At 66.6% G+C, this 14,203-nt stretch carries 13 protein-coding genes; 10 read left to right on the top strand and 3 right to left on the bottom strand.

Annotation, left to right across the window (positions count from 1 at the left end):
- Window positions 1–150 precede the first annotated feature (150 nt).
- Together CYD53_RS28090 and ppa are read left to right on the top strand one after the other, a co-directional pair.
- A complete protein-coding gene (locus tag CYD53_RS28090; RefSeq protein WP_103721384.1) occupies window positions 151–840 on the top strand; it encodes a pentapeptide repeat-containing protein in 690 nt (229 codons plus the stop codon).
- 88 nt (window positions 841–928) lie between these two features.
- The gene (gene ppa, locus CYD53_RS28085; RefSeq protein WP_103721383.1) at window positions 929–1,468 is read left to right on the top strand and encodes an inorganic diphosphatase; all 540 of its coding nucleotides are present in this window, start codon (window positions 929–931) and stop codon (window positions 1,466–1,468) included.
- A gap of 250 nt (window positions 1,469–1,718) precedes the next feature.
- Here ppa and CYD53_RS28080 read toward each other — a convergent pair whose 3' ends face one another.
- Entirely contained in the window at window positions 1,719–2,594 is an 876-nt protein-coding gene (locus CYD53_RS28080) for an HpcH/HpaI aldolase/citrate lyase family protein (RefSeq protein ID WP_103721382.1), read from the bottom strand.
- Window positions 2,595–2,775: 181 nt separating this feature from the next.
- On the opposite strand from CYD53_RS28080, the gene CYD53_RS30950 reads away from it, so the two are divergent.
- The 6 genes from CYD53_RS30950 to CYD53_RS28050 all read left to right on the top strand — a co-directional run bounded on the left by CYD53_RS30950 (window position 2,776) and on the right by CYD53_RS28050 (window position 9,654).
- Entirely contained in the window at window positions 2,776–4,470 is a 1,695-nt protein-coding gene (locus CYD53_RS30950) for a serine/threonine dehydratase (protein ID WP_342751748.1), read from the top strand.
- Window positions 4,471–4,904: 434 nt separating this feature from the next.
- Complete coding sequence (locus tag CYD53_RS28070) at window positions 4,905–5,966, top strand: MaoC family dehydratase (RefSeq protein WP_103721380.1); 1,062 nt, start codon at window positions 4,905–4,907, stop codon at window positions 5,964–5,966.
- Window positions 5,967–6,204: 238 nt separating this feature from the next.
- Complete coding sequence (gene sdhC / locus CYD53_RS28065; protein WP_103721400.1) at window positions 6,205–6,600, top strand: succinate dehydrogenase, cytochrome b556 subunit; 396 nt, start codon at window positions 6,205–6,207, stop codon at window positions 6,598–6,600.
- A gap of 11 nt (window positions 6,601–6,611) precedes the next feature.
- Entirely contained in the window at window positions 6,612–7,004 is a 393-nt protein-coding gene (gene sdhD, locus CYD53_RS28060; protein WP_245928467.1) for a succinate dehydrogenase, hydrophobic membrane anchor protein, read from the top strand.
- Window positions 7,005–7,008: 4 nt separating this feature from the next.
- Window positions 7,009–8,841: a succinate dehydrogenase flavoprotein subunit gene (sdhA, locus tag CYD53_RS28055; RefSeq protein ID WP_092172345.1), complete on the top strand. Its 1,833-nt coding sequence runs from the start codon at window positions 7,009–7,011 to the stop codon at window positions 8,839–8,841.
- Window positions 8,842–8,856: 15 nt separating this feature from the next.
- Window positions 8,857–9,654 (top strand): succinate dehydrogenase iron-sulfur subunit, encoded by a 798-nt coding sequence (locus CYD53_RS28050; RefSeq protein WP_103721379.1) that lies wholly within the window; start codon window positions 8,857–8,859, stop codon window positions 9,652–9,654.
- A gap of 248 nt (window positions 9,655–9,902) precedes the next feature.
- On the opposite strand, the gene CYD53_RS28045 is transcribed toward CYD53_RS28050, so the two are convergent.
- Entirely contained in the window at window positions 9,903–11,144 is a 1,242-nt protein-coding gene (locus tag CYD53_RS28045) for an NAD(P)/FAD-dependent oxidoreductase (protein WP_103721378.1), read from the bottom strand.
- 36 nt (window positions 11,145–11,180) lie between these two features.
- Entirely contained in the window at window positions 11,181–11,984 is an 804-nt protein-coding gene (locus CYD53_RS28040; RefSeq protein ID WP_103721377.1) for a glutamine amidotransferase, read from the bottom strand.
- Window positions 11,985–12,338: 354 nt separating this feature from the next.
- On the opposite strand from CYD53_RS28040, the gene CYD53_RS28035 reads away from it, so the two are divergent.
- The gene (locus tag CYD53_RS28035; protein ID WP_103721376.1) at window positions 12,339–12,977 is read left to right on the top strand and encodes a TetR/AcrR family transcriptional regulator; all 639 of its coding nucleotides are present in this window, start codon (window positions 12,339–12,341) and stop codon (window positions 12,975–12,977) included.
- Window positions 12,978–13,027: 50 nt separating this feature from the next.
- A complete protein-coding gene (locus CYD53_RS28030) occupies window positions 13,028–14,191 on the top strand; it encodes an efflux RND transporter periplasmic adaptor subunit (RefSeq protein WP_181012059.1) in 1,164 nt (387 codons plus the stop codon).
- Window positions 14,192–14,203 lie beyond the last annotated feature (12 nt).

Genomic DNA, 14,203 nt, shown 5'->3' with positions numbered 1-14,203 from the left:
GGCGCGCGGTGCAAATGAGAGGGCGGCTGCGCTGCGCGGTCTGGCCTGGAGTGCTGCGCGACCTTGGGTGCATGGGGCGTCTCGGCGAGAGAACGGGAGCGATGCGCAAAACCGGTTCCCACTTTTTCGCATCCTCTCTAGGGATGGGCCATGGTCACACCCTCGCCCACGCGATCGATCACCGAGGTGACGCTGACCCGCCCGGCCGTCGAGGCGCTGGCGGCGGAAGGACGCGCGCTGGTCGTCGGCTGCGATATCGAGGGCGTCGATCTCGCTGGCCTCAGCCTGACCGGCTGGGCTTTTGAACGCTGCCTGCTGCGCCGGACCAGCTTCAAGGGCGCTCGCCTCGAGGGTTCGCGCTGGTCAGGCTGTCGGGGCGCTTTTGCCGATTTCAGCGGCAGCACCCTCACCGAAGCGGTCTTTCAAGCCGGCGATTTCAACAATGCGAGCTTTCGGCACTCGCTGCTGGCCTCCGCGGCGTTCCGGAGCTGCAAGCTGACCGGAGCGGATCTGTCCGAGGCCAAGACATTGGGCGCGAGCTTCGAGGAGACGCTCTTGGTTGCCGCGAAGCTGCCAGGTTTCTCCTTCCGGAAGATGCAGCTGCAGCGGCTCGATCTTGGCCAGGCCGATCTCAGGAAAGCCGATTTTCGCGACGCGGTGCTGGAGGATTGCAGCCTGCGCGACGCCAACCTGACCGGGGCCCGTTTTGAGGGGGCCGATTTGCGCGGCGCGGATCTCGGCGGGTTGCGGCTCGGCGATGCCGCATTGTTCCGCGGCGCGACGATTTCACGGCAGCAGGCCGGGCAGATGCTGGCCGAACTCGGCCTCAAGGTGAGCTGAGCCGGACCCGGCTTCTAATCTCGACTTGGACTTTTGCGTCCAAACACGCATAAGTCCCGCCAGTTTCCATCGCCACAGGTCAAGACTTATGCGCCTCGACGCCATCTCCATCGGCAAGAACCCTCCCGACGAAGTCAATGTCGTCATCGAAGTGGCGATCGGCGGCGAGCCGATCAAATACGAGATGGACAAGGAGGCCGGTACCCTCTTCGTCGACCGTTTCCTCTATACGCCGATGCGCTATCCCGGGAATTACGGCTTCATTCCGCATACGCTGTCCGAGGATGGCGATCCTTGCGACGTGCTGGTCGCCAATACCCGCCCGCTGATCCCAGGCTCCTATATCGCCGTGCGGCCGATCGGCGTGATGATGATGGAGGACGAGGGCGGCGGCGACGAGAAGATCATCGCCGTACCGGTGCCCAAGCTGACCAAGCGCTACGAGAACGTGCATAACTACACCGATCTGCCGAAGATCACGCTCGACCAGATCCAGCACTTTTTCGAGCACTACAAGGATCTCGAGCCCGGCAAATGGGTGAAGCTCACCGGCTGGGGCGACGCCGCCAAGGCCAAGCAGCTCATCCTCGAGGCGATCGATCGCGCCAAGGCCGCGAAGAAGGGCTGAACCCTTCTCCCCACCAAGATCGGGCTTGCCCGATCTTGGCAAAGCTCATGCCCATGTCGGAAACATCTGACATGAGTGGGAGAAGGGGCACGCATACCGCTGATCCTCGGAACCACCGCGTCATCCTGGACAAGCGGCGAAGCCGCGCAGATCCGGGATCCATCGTAGAGTGCAGTTCCCTACGATGGATCCCGGGACGACCTGCGGTCGCCCAGGATGACGGCGTGTTTCCGAGCATAAACAGCAGGCTTTAAGCCTCGATCGCCTCGCCCAGCGCCACCACGCGCTTGGCCATCTCGGCATGTAGCCGTTCGACCATGCGCCCGTCGAGCTGGATCGCGCCCTTGTCGGCGTTCTCCGGCTGGTCGAAGGCGGCGATGATCGCCCTCGCCCGCGAGAGTTCGGCGTCGTCGGGCGCGAAGACCGCGTTGGCGGTTGCGACCTGCCCGGGATGGATCAGCGTCTTGCCGTCGAAGCCGAGATCGCGGCCCTGCTCGCATTCCGCGGTAAAGCCGGCTTCGTCCTTGAGGTTGTTATAGACGCCGTCGACGATGTCGATGCCATAGGCGCGGGCAGCGAGGATCGCCGTCGTCAGCCAGGGCAGCATCGGCGCGCGGCCGGGCACGAAGCGGGCGCGCGTCTCCTTGGCGAGGTCGTTGGTGCCCATCACGAAACAGGCCAGCCGCGTCCGGCGGTCCTGCACCGCGCGCGCGATGCGCTCGGCGTCGAGGATGGCGAGCGGGGTCTCGATCATCGCCCAGACGCGGATCTCGGGGGCGGCCCAAAGCCCGTCGAGCAAGGTGCCGACCTGCTGCAGGGTTTCGGGCGAGGAGACTTTCGGGATCAGGATGGCGTCGGGCCTGGCCTCCGCTGCGGCGGCAAGATCGGCCGCGAACCAGGGCGTGTCGAGGCCGTTGGTGCGGATCACGAGCTCGCGCCGGCCATAGCCGCCGGCCTTCACGGCGGCGCAAACCTGGGCGCGGGCCGTCTCCTTGGCGTCGGGTGCAACGGCGTCTTCGAGGTCGAGGATCAGGGTGTCGGCGGCGATCTCACGGGCCTTCTCGAGCGCGCGGGCGTTGGAGCCGGGCATGTAGAGGACGCTGCGGCGTGGGCGGATCGTGGTCATGGCATTCTCTCAAATCTAACGCGGGATTCGCGCGAAAGGCCGGTCATCGCTGTTTCGCATCCAGCTCGGGCGGCATTGTCGCCACTCTTCGCTGCACTGCACACTAGACGCCACGCACATGCAACGTCAGTTCTGCGAAAGGCGGATGCGGAAGGGCGCGCGGATGGCGTGGATCGCGGGGGTGGACGGCTGCAAGGCGGGCTGGATCGCGGCGCTCATTGACACAGCCGCCCAGGAGCCCCCCGTGCTGCGCGTGGTTGCGAATCTGGCCGATCTGTTCGCCGGCGAAAACCCGCCGGCGCTGCTCGCCGTGGATATGCCGATCGGGCTGCCGGACCGGGTTTCCGGCGCGGGGCGCGGGCCCGAGCGCCTCGTCAGGCCATTGCTGGGCGAGCGGCAATCCTCGGTGTTCTCGATCCCGGCACGGTCTGCCGTCTATTGCGCGGATTATCGCGAGGCCTGCCGGTTGGCGCTCGAAACTTCCGAGCCGCCACGAAAGGTCTCCAAGCAGGGCTTCCATCTGTTTCCGCGGATCCGCGAGATCGACACCCTGCTCAGGACCGAGCCCGCGCTGCGGGAGCGCGTCTTCGAGGTCCATCCCGAGCTCGCCTTCCGCACCATGCGCGGCGCGCCGCTGACGCAGCCCAAGAAGATCAAAAGCGTGATCAATCCCCTCGGCATGGCCGAGCGCCGGGCGCTTTTGATCGCGGCGGGGCTGTCGGCTGCGATCGTCGAGGCCCGTTCGCCGAAAGGAGCTGCCGCCGATGACGCTCTCGATGCGCTTGCCGCTCTGGTCGTCGCCCGGCACATCCTGGCCGGGCGTGGAGCGCCCTTTCCCGATCCGCCGGGACGCGATAGCCATGGGCTCCCCATCGCGATCTGGACCTTCTGCGCCGGCTCGCAGTCCACACAGGATTCCGTCATGACTGATCGCCCCGTGTCGCGCCCGATGATCGAGGCGGCTGCAGAACGCATTGCCGGCCATGCCCGCGTCACGCCGGTGATGCGGCTCGGGGCCGGATCTTTCGGCTCGCCGGCGGCGATCTCGCTGAAGCTCGAATGCCTGCAGCATGCCGGCTCGTTCAAGACGCGCGGCGCCTTCAACAACCTGCTCTCGCTGCCGGTGCCTGCGGCGGGCGTCGCTGCCGCCTCGGGCGGCAATCACGGAGCCGCGGTCGCCTATGCAGCGCGCGCGCGCGGCGTCAAGGCGACGATCTTCGTGCCCGAGATCTCGCCTGCGGCCAAGATCGAGGCGATCCGCCGCTTCGGCGCAGAGGTCGTCATCGGCGGCGCGCAATATGATGACGCGCAGGCAGCCTGCGACCGTTTCGTCGCGGAAACCGGCGCGCTCAAGATCCATCCCTTCGCGGCGAAGGAAACCATCGCCGGCCAGGGCACGCTCGGGCGCGAATGGCAGCTCCAGGAGCCCGATCTCGACACCGTCCTGGTCGCGGTCGGCGGCGGCGGCCTGATTTCGGGCATCGCCGCCTGGTTCGCCGGAAGCAAGGTCAAGGTCGTCGGCGTCGAGCCCGCCGGCTCGCGCGCCCTGCAGGCGGCGTTGGAGGCGAAGGGGCCGGTCGAGGTCAAGGTCGCCTCGGTTGCGGCGGATTCGCTGGGCGCGCGCAATGTCGGTCCGCTGGTCTATGAGGTCTGCAAGGACACGGTCGACCATGTCGTGCTGGTGCCTGACGAGGCGATCACCCAGGCGCAGGTCACGCTCTGGCGCGATTTCCGCCTGGCGGTCGAGCCCGGCGGGGCGGCGGCGCTGGGCGCGCTGCTCTGCGGGGCCTACAAGCCCGCGCCCGGCGAGCGGCTCGGCGTACTGGTCTGCGGGGCGAATGTGGATCTGGCGAAGCTTGGTGCGCTGGTGGGGTGAGGCCTCGGCCTTTGAACCAATGGCATGGAAACCTTTGCCTTTGCGAGCGTTGCGGCAGCGGCGAAGGGCGCGGAAAACCCTTCTCCCCTCGCGGGAGAAGGTGGCTCGGCGAAGCCGAGACGGATGAGGGGGCGCTCGACGATTGCCGTTCTGCCTTGCGACGCCAGCCGGAAAGGGCACGGCGCCCCCTCATCCGGCGCTGCGCGCCACCTTCTCCCGCATCAAAGTCGGCTGTTGCCGACTTTGACACTTTGGATTGCCCATCTCGGGCAAGCCCGAGATGGGTGGGAGAAGGGAAGAAGGCCGCGCAGATCCGGAATGGCCTTAAACGGCCGACTCTTCCCCCTAGCCTCTCCCACTCGGACGGGGTGGGGCTGGACGGCTCGCCATGCGGCGGCGCACACTCGGCCAAGCCCATTCAAGCGTGAGCCCCCATGCCAGAGCCCGTCGCGAAAACCAATTCCGGCCGCTTCTTCGAGGATTTCACCCCCGGCGAGACCATCGTGCATGCGACGCCGCGCACGGTTACAACAGGCGACGTCTCGCTCTACACCGCGCTTTACGGCCCGCGTTTCGCGGTGCAATCCTCCGATGCCTTCGCCAAGGCGCTGGGCTACCCCGCCGCTCCGATCGACGATCTGCTCGTCTTCCACATCGTCTTCGGCAAGACGGTGCCCGACATCTCGCTGAACGCGATCGCCAATCTCGGCTATGCCGATGGGCGCTTCCTGAGGCCGGTCTTTCCCGGCGACACGCTCTCGACCACCTCGGAGGTGATCGGGCTGAAGCAGACCTCCGCAGGCGACGCCGGCATCGTCTATGTCCGCTCGATCGGGCGCAATCAGCGGGCCGAGATCGTGCTGAGCTATGCGCGCTGGGTGCTGGTGCGCAAGCGCCGGCCGGGCACGCCGGCCCATGCCGAGCAGGTGCCGGAGCTGCCCAAGGTCGTGCTGCCTGAGGAGCTTGGCCAGGGCTGCCCTGCGATCGAACTCTCGGCCTATGACGATGCGCTGGCGGGCTCGCCCTTCCGCTGGGGCGCCTATGCGGCCGGCGAGCAGATCGACCATGTCGACGGCATGACCGTGGAAGAGGCCGAGCACCAGATCGCGACCCGGCTCTACCAGAACACCGCGAAGGTGCATTTCGACGCCTATGGCGCGCGCGAGACCCGCTTCGGCAAGCGGCTGATCTATGGCGGCCATGTCATCAGCCTGGCGCGGGCCCTGTCCTTCAACGGCCTGGGCAATGCCTTCCACATCGCCGCGATCAATGGCGGCCGCCATGTCTCGCCGCTCTTCGCGGGCGACACCGTCTTTGCCTGGAGCCAGGTGCTGGAGGCCGCCGAATTGCCCGGCCGCAGCGATGTCGGCGCGCTGCGGCTGCGCTTGATCGCGACGAAGAACCGGCCCTGCGGCGAGTTTCCGCTCAAGCATGGCGACCAGTATGATGACGGCATCATCCTCGACTTCGACTATTGGGCGCTGCTGCCGCGCTGAGTCCTGGCTGGATGTGGAGGCTCGCCCGGTGCGCAGGCTTTACGGCTCCACGGAATGAGCGCTAGGAGTATCGTAGCGCGTCGCGTCGAGCAGAAAGTTACAGATTTCGATTTCTGTAACTTCGTATCCCGCATGCCGCATTGCAGCGCGGGACCGGTTTCGTTACAGAGCCAATCACTCTAGAACGATCCCAAATGGATAAACGCCCGCTGATGGGCGGCAGAGTCGGAGAGTGATTTTGGCCGAGGTCAAACAGGCGGCGCGTCCGCTTTCGCCGCATCTGCAGATTTACCGCTGGTCCTGGACCATGGCGATGTCGATCGCGCATCGCGTCACCGGCTGCGCGCTCTATGCCGGCACCGTGCTGATCGCGGCCTGGCTCGTGGCCGCCGCTTCGGGGCCTGCCGCCTTCGAGACTGCCCAGGCGATCGCCGGCTCGATCCTCGGACGGCTGGTGCTGTTCGGCTATTCCTTCGCGCTGCTGCACCACATGGTCGGGGGCCTCAGGCATTTCGTCTGGGACATGGGCTATGGCTATGAGCCGGAAACCCGGATGAATATGGCGAAATACAGCGTCGTCGTTTCCGGCGGGCTCACGCTGCTCGTCTGGATCCTCGCCTACGCCCTGCGTTGAGGAGCATCATCATGCAGTCCAACTCCTCCATGCGCACCCCGCTCGCCCGCGTTCGCGGCCTGGGTTCCGCCAAATCCGGCACCGGCCATTTCTGGCTCCAGCGCGTCACGGCAGTGGCCAATGTCGTGCTGACGGTGATCTTCCTCGGGGTCGTGATCTCGCTCTTCGGCAAGCCCTATCCGGCTGCGATGGCGACGCTGTCGCATCCGCTGGTCGCGATCCTGATGCTGCTCTTCGTCGTTTCGGGCGCGGTCCATATGCGGATCGGCATGCAGGTCGTCATCGAGGATTACATCCATGGCGAGGGCCTCAAGATCGCCGCCGTGATGGCCAACACCTTCTTCGCGATCGCGATCGGCGCTGCCTGCGTCTTCGCGGTGCTGAAGCTCTCGTTTGGAGGCTGATCCGATGGCGATCACCAAAGCCCGTTCGACCGCGACCTATGCCGGTCAGGCCTATCCGATCACCGACCACACCTTCGACGTCGTCGTGGTCGGCGCCGGCGGCGCCGGCCTTCGCGCCACCGTCGGCTGCTCGCAGGCCGGCCTGCGCACGGCCTGCATCTCAAAGGTGTTCCCGACGCGCTCGCACACCGTCGCGGCCCAGGGCGGCGTCGCCGCCTCGCTCGGCAATATGGGCAAGGACACCTGGCAGTGGCACATGTACGACACCGTCAAGGGGTCGGACTGGCTCGGCGACCAGGACGCCATCGAATATCTCGTGCGCAACGCGCCGGCCGCGGTCTATGAGCTCGAGCATTGGGGCGTGCCGTTCTCGCGCACCGAGAGCGGCAAGATCTATCAGCGGCCTTTCGGCGGCATGACCACCGAATTCGGCGAGGGTCCGCCGGCCCAGCGCACCTGCGCCGCCGCCGACCGCACCGGCCATGCCATGCTGCACACGCTCTATGGCCAGGCGCTGCGCTACAACACCGAGTTCTTCATCGAATACTTCGCCATCGACCTGATCATGGACGAGGACGGCCATTGCCGTGGCGTGATCGCGCTGAAGCTCGATGACGGTACGATCCATCGCTTCCGCTCGCAGCAGACGATCCTGGCGACGGGCGGCTATGGCCGCGCCTATTTCTCGGCGACCTCGGCCCATACCTGCACCGGCGACGGCGGCGGCATGGTGCTGCGCGCCGGCCTGCCGCTGCAGGACATGGAGTTCGTGCAGTTCCACCCGACCGGCATCTATGGCGCGGGCTGCCTGATCACCGAGGGCGCGCGCGGCGAGGGCGGCTACCTGACCAATTCCGAGGGCGAGCGCTTCATGGAGCGCTATGCCCCCTCGGCCAAGGATCTTGCCTCGCGCGACGTCGTCTCACGCTCGATGACCATGGAGATCCGTGGCGGGCGCGGCGTCGGCAAGAACAAGGACCACATCTACCTGCATCTCGACCATCTCGACCCGAAGATCCTGCATGAGCGCCTGCCGGGCATCTCCGAGAGCGCCAAGATCTTCGCTGGCGTCGATGTGACGCGCGAGCCGATCCCGGTCCTGCCGACGGTGCATTACAACATGGGCGGCATCCCGACGAACTTCCACGGCGAGGTTCTGACCAAGGTCGACGGCAACCCCGACACGGTGGTGCCGGGCCTGATGGCGATCGGCGAGGCGGCCTGCGTCTCCGTGCACGGCGCCAACCGCCTCGGCTCCAACTCGCTGATCGACCTCGTCGTCTTCGGCCGCGCCGCGGGCTTGCGTTGCGCCGAGACGGTGACGGCCGGCGAGAAGCAGCCGGAACTGCCGAAGAACTCGGCCGATCTCGCGCTGATCCGCCTGGACAAGTACCGCAACGCCTCGGGCGGCACCTCGACCGCCGAATTGCGCGGGCGCATGCAGAAGACCATGCAGGACAACTGCGCGGTCTACCGCACCGGCGAGACGCTGGAAGAGGGCCACAAGCTGATCCACGAGGTCTGGGGCGGCATCACCGATATCGCCACCACCGACCGCTCGCTGATCTGGAATTCCGATCTCGTCGAGACGCTGGAGTTCGACAACCTGATCACCCAGGCTGTCGTCACCATGGATTCGGCGCTGAACCGTCCGGAAAGCCGCGGCGCGCATGCCCGCGAGGATTATCCGAACCGCGACGACAAGGACTGGATGAAGCACACCCTGTCCTGGATCGACGACGAGAAGCGCAGCGTCACGCTCGATGAGCGCCCGGTGCACACCTACACACTCTCGAACGACATCGAGTACATCAAGCCCAAGGCGCGGGTGTATTGAGGACTGTTTGGTAAAATGGCCGAATTCAATCTCCCGCAAAATTCCCGCCTGACCGAGGGCAAGGCCTGGCCGAAGCCGGCCGGGGCCGCGAAGCTGACCGAGTTCAAGGTCTATCGCTGGAACCCCGACACCGGCGAGAACCCGCGCACCGACACCTATTTCGTCGACCGCGAGGATTGCGGGCCGATGGTTCTGGACGCGCTGATCTGGATCAAGTCCAAGATCGACCCGACGCTGACCTTCCGCCGCTCCTGCCGCGAGGGCATCTGCGGTTCCTGCGCCATGAACATGGACGGCAAGAACGGCCTCGCCTGCACCACCGGCATCGACGAATGCTCAGGCCATGGCAAGAGCGCGGGCAAGGTCGCGATCTACCCGCTGCCGCATATGCCCGTGATCAAGGACCTCGTCCCTGACCTGACCCGCTTCTACGCCCAGCACGCCTCGATCGAGCCCTGGCTCAAGACCACGACGCCGGCGCCGGAGAAGGAATGGAAGCAGGCCAAGGACGACCGCGAGAAGCTCGACGGGCTCTATGAGTGCATCCTCTGCGCCTGCTGCTCGACCTCCTGCCCGAGCTATTGGTGGAATGGCGACCGCTATCTCGGCCCCGCCGCCCTGCTGCAGGCCTATCGCTGGCTGATCGACTCGCGCGACGAATCGACCGGCGAGCGCCTCGACAATCTGGAAGACCCCTTCCGGCTCTATCGCTGCCACACCATCATGAACTGCGCCAATGCCTGCCCGAAGGGTCTGAATCCGGCCAAGGCGATTGCGGAAGTGAAGAAGATGATGGTGGCGCGCCAGGTCTGAGCCGGCGCGAATGCTACTGGCGCGGCCGCCTGACGCGACGGCCTGCGCTTCCGGTGCTCACGTACTGAAGAAGATGATGGTAGAGCGCGCCAGGCCTGATGACGTGTGTCATCCCGTGCGCGCTGCGGCATGCAATGCCGCTGCGCAGACACGGGACCGTCATCAGAATGAAGCGCCTTCTCGTCGCACGATCCCGCATCTGCGCCGCAGCACTGCGTGCCGCAGCGCGTGCGGGATGACACGCAGGATCAGCGAATATACCGCCCCGGCGCGAACGGTTTCGGATCGGCCGGCGGCGTCTCGCCGCAGATCATGCTGGCGATGATCTCGCCCGTGATCGGGCCGGTGGAGAAGCCGATATGCTGGTTGCCGAAGGCGAGCCAGAGGCCGGGATGGCGCGGCGCTTCGCCGATCATCGGCAGTGAATCCGGCAGGGTCGGCCGGCAGCCGCGCCAGGTCTCGCCGACGACGGCTTCAAGCGGAAAAGCCTCGCGGGCGCTCGCTGTGGCCTGGTCGATCTGGCGGTGGTTGTCGGGCGCGTCGCGCAGGCTGAGATCGACGCCGCTGGTGATGCGGTAGCCCTGCTCCATCGGCGCCATGAAATAGGCTCCGTCGACATCAAAGACCGGCCGCGAGAGCGCCGCGCCGGCCTCTGGCCGCAGATGGCGGTGATAGCCGCGCTCGACATCGAGCCTGGAGTTCAATCCAAGCGGCGCGAGCAGGTCGCCGCTCCAGGGTCCGAGTGCAAGGATGGCGAGATCAGCCTCGTAGAGCCCCTTGTCGGTCTGCGCCTGCCAGCCATCGCCCTTGCGCTCGAGCGTGCGGATTTCGGCCTGCTCGATCCTGCCGCCGCGCTCAGCGAAGAGCGCGGCATAGGCGGCGGTCACGGCGCCGGGCGAATCGACCGAGGCGTTGGAGGGCGTCAGCAAACCGGCCGGGAAGATCGGCTTCAGTGCGGGCTCCAGCGCCGAGATGCCCTGGCGGTCGAGCACCTCCGAGGCGATGCCATGCCGCTTCAGGAAATCATGCTCGGCCTGGGCGGCGGCGTGGCCGTCCTCGCCGCGCCAGAGTTTCAGCGTGCCGGTCTCGCGCAGGCGGTGCGAGACGCCGGCCGCCGCCATCAATTCGCGATGGCGCGCGACCGTGCTCGCCGTCAGCGAATCCAGGGCGGCGATGCGGGCGGCGGCCTGCGAGGGCCTGGACTCCCAGAGGAAGCGCAGCAGCCAGCCGGGCCGCGTCAGCGCGCGGCGCCAGTCGAGATTGAGCGCCGGATGGCTGTTGCCGAGGTAGCTCGTCAGCTTCGGCCAGAGGCCGGGATTGTTCAGCGGCACGATCGAGGAGCGCGCCAGCACGCCGGCATTGCCGTAGGAGGTCTCCTGGCCGGGCGCACGCCGGTCGAGCAGCGTCACGGTGAAGCCGCGCTTCTGGAGGCTGAGCGCGCAGGAGACGCCGACCATGCCGGCGCCGAGGACGATGACATTGCGATTCATGACAGGACTTGGCGCTTCACGACAGGATCGGGCGATTCATGACTGGATTGGCGCCGTCTCTGCAGGCTGTTTCAGCCAATGGTCGAGGAAGCCGTCGAGCCAGGCCCGGATGGCGGGGTCGTATTGATACCAGCCTTCGAGATGCAGATGGCGCAATTGCGCGCCGGGCATCAGCGTGCGCTCATGGCCGCGGATCGACCAGCGGCACATCATCGCAGGCGTAACCTCGGGGTGGAACTGGATGCCATAGACCTTGCTCCCGGCCCGGATCGCCTGCACCGGGAAATCGCCGCCGGTGGCGAGGCATTCGGCCCCGCTGGGACAATCGAAGCCGTCACGGTGCCATTGATAGACGGTTCCGGGCCAGGCGAAGCCGGCCTCGTTCGCATGGCAATGCCCGGCCTCGGTCTGGTCGAGCCGGTAATAGCCCACTTCGGCACGGCCTTCGCCATGGGTATAGACCCTGGCCCCGAGATGGCGCGCCATCATCTGGGCGCCCAGGCAGATGCCGAGGAAGGGCGCATCCTCCTTCAGGCAGGTGCCAATCCAGTCGATCTCGGTCTTGATGAAATCGTCGGAATCATTGGCCCCCATCGGCCCGCCAAAGATCACCGCGCCGGCATGGCCGCGCATCGTTTGCGGCAGCGGGTCGCCATAGCGCGGCTTGCGGATGTCGAGCGCATGGCCGCGCGCCTGCAGCAGGCGGCCGACGCGACCAGGCGTCGAATGCTCCTGATGCAGCACGATGAGAACCGGTTTGGGCGCCGGCAGGGTGCGTCGGGCTGCGAGCGGCGAGCGTGTGGGGCGGGCGGCACGGAAACGAAGGGACTGATCGTTCATCGCGAGGTTTTCGGTCGCCGGCGCGCGGTCAGGGGAGGAAGATGTGCACACCACCATGCCATATCCGGAGAATGTGGTTCCAATCGGGACGAGGCAAGCAAATTGTAAGCCATGGCCGGCATGGCACGGTGGCGATCAGGGCATGACGCCGGCCCGTCGCCACTAGATCACGTCGCATTCGGACGGTTCCGTCCGAATGCGACGTGATCGATTCTAAAAGTCTAGAGCATTGCTCCTGCGAAAAACCGGTACCCACTTTTCCGCGCAATGCTCTGAGGATGTAAATAGGCTTGACATTGCGGCTGCCCTTAGGCAAATGAGAATGAACGTTCATTCTCATTTGATCGACATACCGTGACATCAATCGCTGCCCCATCTCCGGATAGCTCTCTTTCGGAGCGCCATATCCGTATTCTCGATGCTGCCGAGAGCGTCTTCGCGCGCGGGGGCTTCCATGCCGCGACGATGCATGACGTCGCCGGCGAGGCCGGGATGAGCCCGGGCAACCTCTATCGCTATTTTGCCTCCAAGGACGCGATCATCGCCGGCATGGCCGAGCGCGACCGGGCCCAGATCGCGGCCGACTTCACTCAGCTCGACCCCGCCAAGGGCGCGGTGCTCGACCAGCTCGAGGAACTCGGCCGGCGCCATATGATCCAGAAGCCGCGCGAAAAGGCGATCATCGCCCTGCAGATCTGGGCCGAGGCTGCGCGCAATCCCGCAATGGCCAGCATGTGCGCCGATATCGACGAGACGGTGATCGGCGGGCTCGTTGCCGCCATCACGGGGGCCAAGGCGAGCGGCGAACTGCCAGCCAATCTCGACGATGCCCGCTTCCTTCAGGCGATCTTCATGATGGCCGACGGCTTCTTCTGTCGGCGCGCCGTCGATCCGCAGTTCGACGCTGCCGCGGGGGCGGACACTTTGTTCGCCGCCATGCGCGGGCTGGCGCAGGTGCTGCTGCTGCCCGAGCCGGGCGAGGCCCGGCCATGACAGTCGCCTCCGCCATGATCAAACCCGTTTCCGCTGCGAAAGTCCGTCCGATGTCCCGTCTTCTCTCCGTTTCGCTGCTGGCGCTCGCTCTGGGCTGGGCCGCGCCGCTGCAGGCGCAGACGCCGGCTCAGCCGGCGCCCGGCGCCGGGCCGTCCGTCACGATCACCAAGGCGAAGATCAGCGAGATCGTGCAGAGCGTCGTCGTGTCCGGCTCGATGATCGCGCGCGACGAGGTTCTGGTCTCGCCCGAAGTCGATGGGCTCGCCATCGTGGAATTGCTGGCGGAGGAGGGCGACAAGGTTGCGGCCGGGCAGGTTCTGGCGCGCCTGTCGCGGACGACGCTGGAGGTGCAGAAGGCCCAGAACGACGCGCAGATCGCGCGCGCCGAGGCGGCGATCGCCCAATCCAACGCGCAGATCGTCGAGGCCGAGGCCAATCTCGTCCAGGCCCGCAACGCCTTCGACCGCACCAAGACCCTGCGCGAGAGCGGCAATGCCAGCAACGAGACCTATGACCAGCGCGACGCGGCCGCCCGCTCGGCCAGCGCGCGATTGAACTCGTCGCGGCAGGCGCTGGCGATCTCGACCGCCGACCTCGCCCTGGCCAAGGCGCAGGGGCGCGACATCGAGGTCAAGCTCGAACGCACCGAGATCAAGGCCCCGGCCGCAGGGCTGATCAGCCGCCGCAACGCCAGGCTCGGTGCGATCGTGGCCATGGCCGCCACCGACCCGCTGTTCCGCATCATCGCCGATGGCGCAATCGAGCTTCAGGCGGATGTCGCCGAGGTCGAACTGCCCGGCCTCAAGCTCGGCCAGCCGGTCGCGGTGACGCCGGCGGGCGCGAGCGTGGCGCTCGAAGGCGAGATCCGTCTGATCGCGCCCGAGGTCGACAAGCAGTCGCGGCTCGGCCGCGTGCGCGTCGCGCTCAAGGGCAATCCGCCGGTCGCGATCGGCTCCTTCGCGCGCGGCTTGATCGAGACCGGCCGCAAGAACGCCGTGACGCTGCCCCTGTCGGCGATCACCTATGCCCGCTCGGGCGCGACGGTGCAGAGCGTCAGCGACGGCAAGGTGACGACCAAGAAGGTCCAGCTCGGCCTGGCCGGCGACGGCCGCGCCGAGATCGTCTCCGGCATTGCCGACGGCGAGAGCGTCGTGGCGCGGGCCGGCACCTTCGTGCGTGACGGCGACGTCATCACGCCGGTTGCGACGAACTGACGGAGCCAGCTC

Source organism: Allobosea psychrotolerans, from assembly GCF_002917105.1.
GTDB lineage: Bacteria > Pseudomonadota > Alphaproteobacteria > Rhizobiales > Beijerinckiaceae > Allobosea > Allobosea psychrotolerans.
This window is presented reverse-complemented; position numbering and strand designations above follow the sequence as displayed.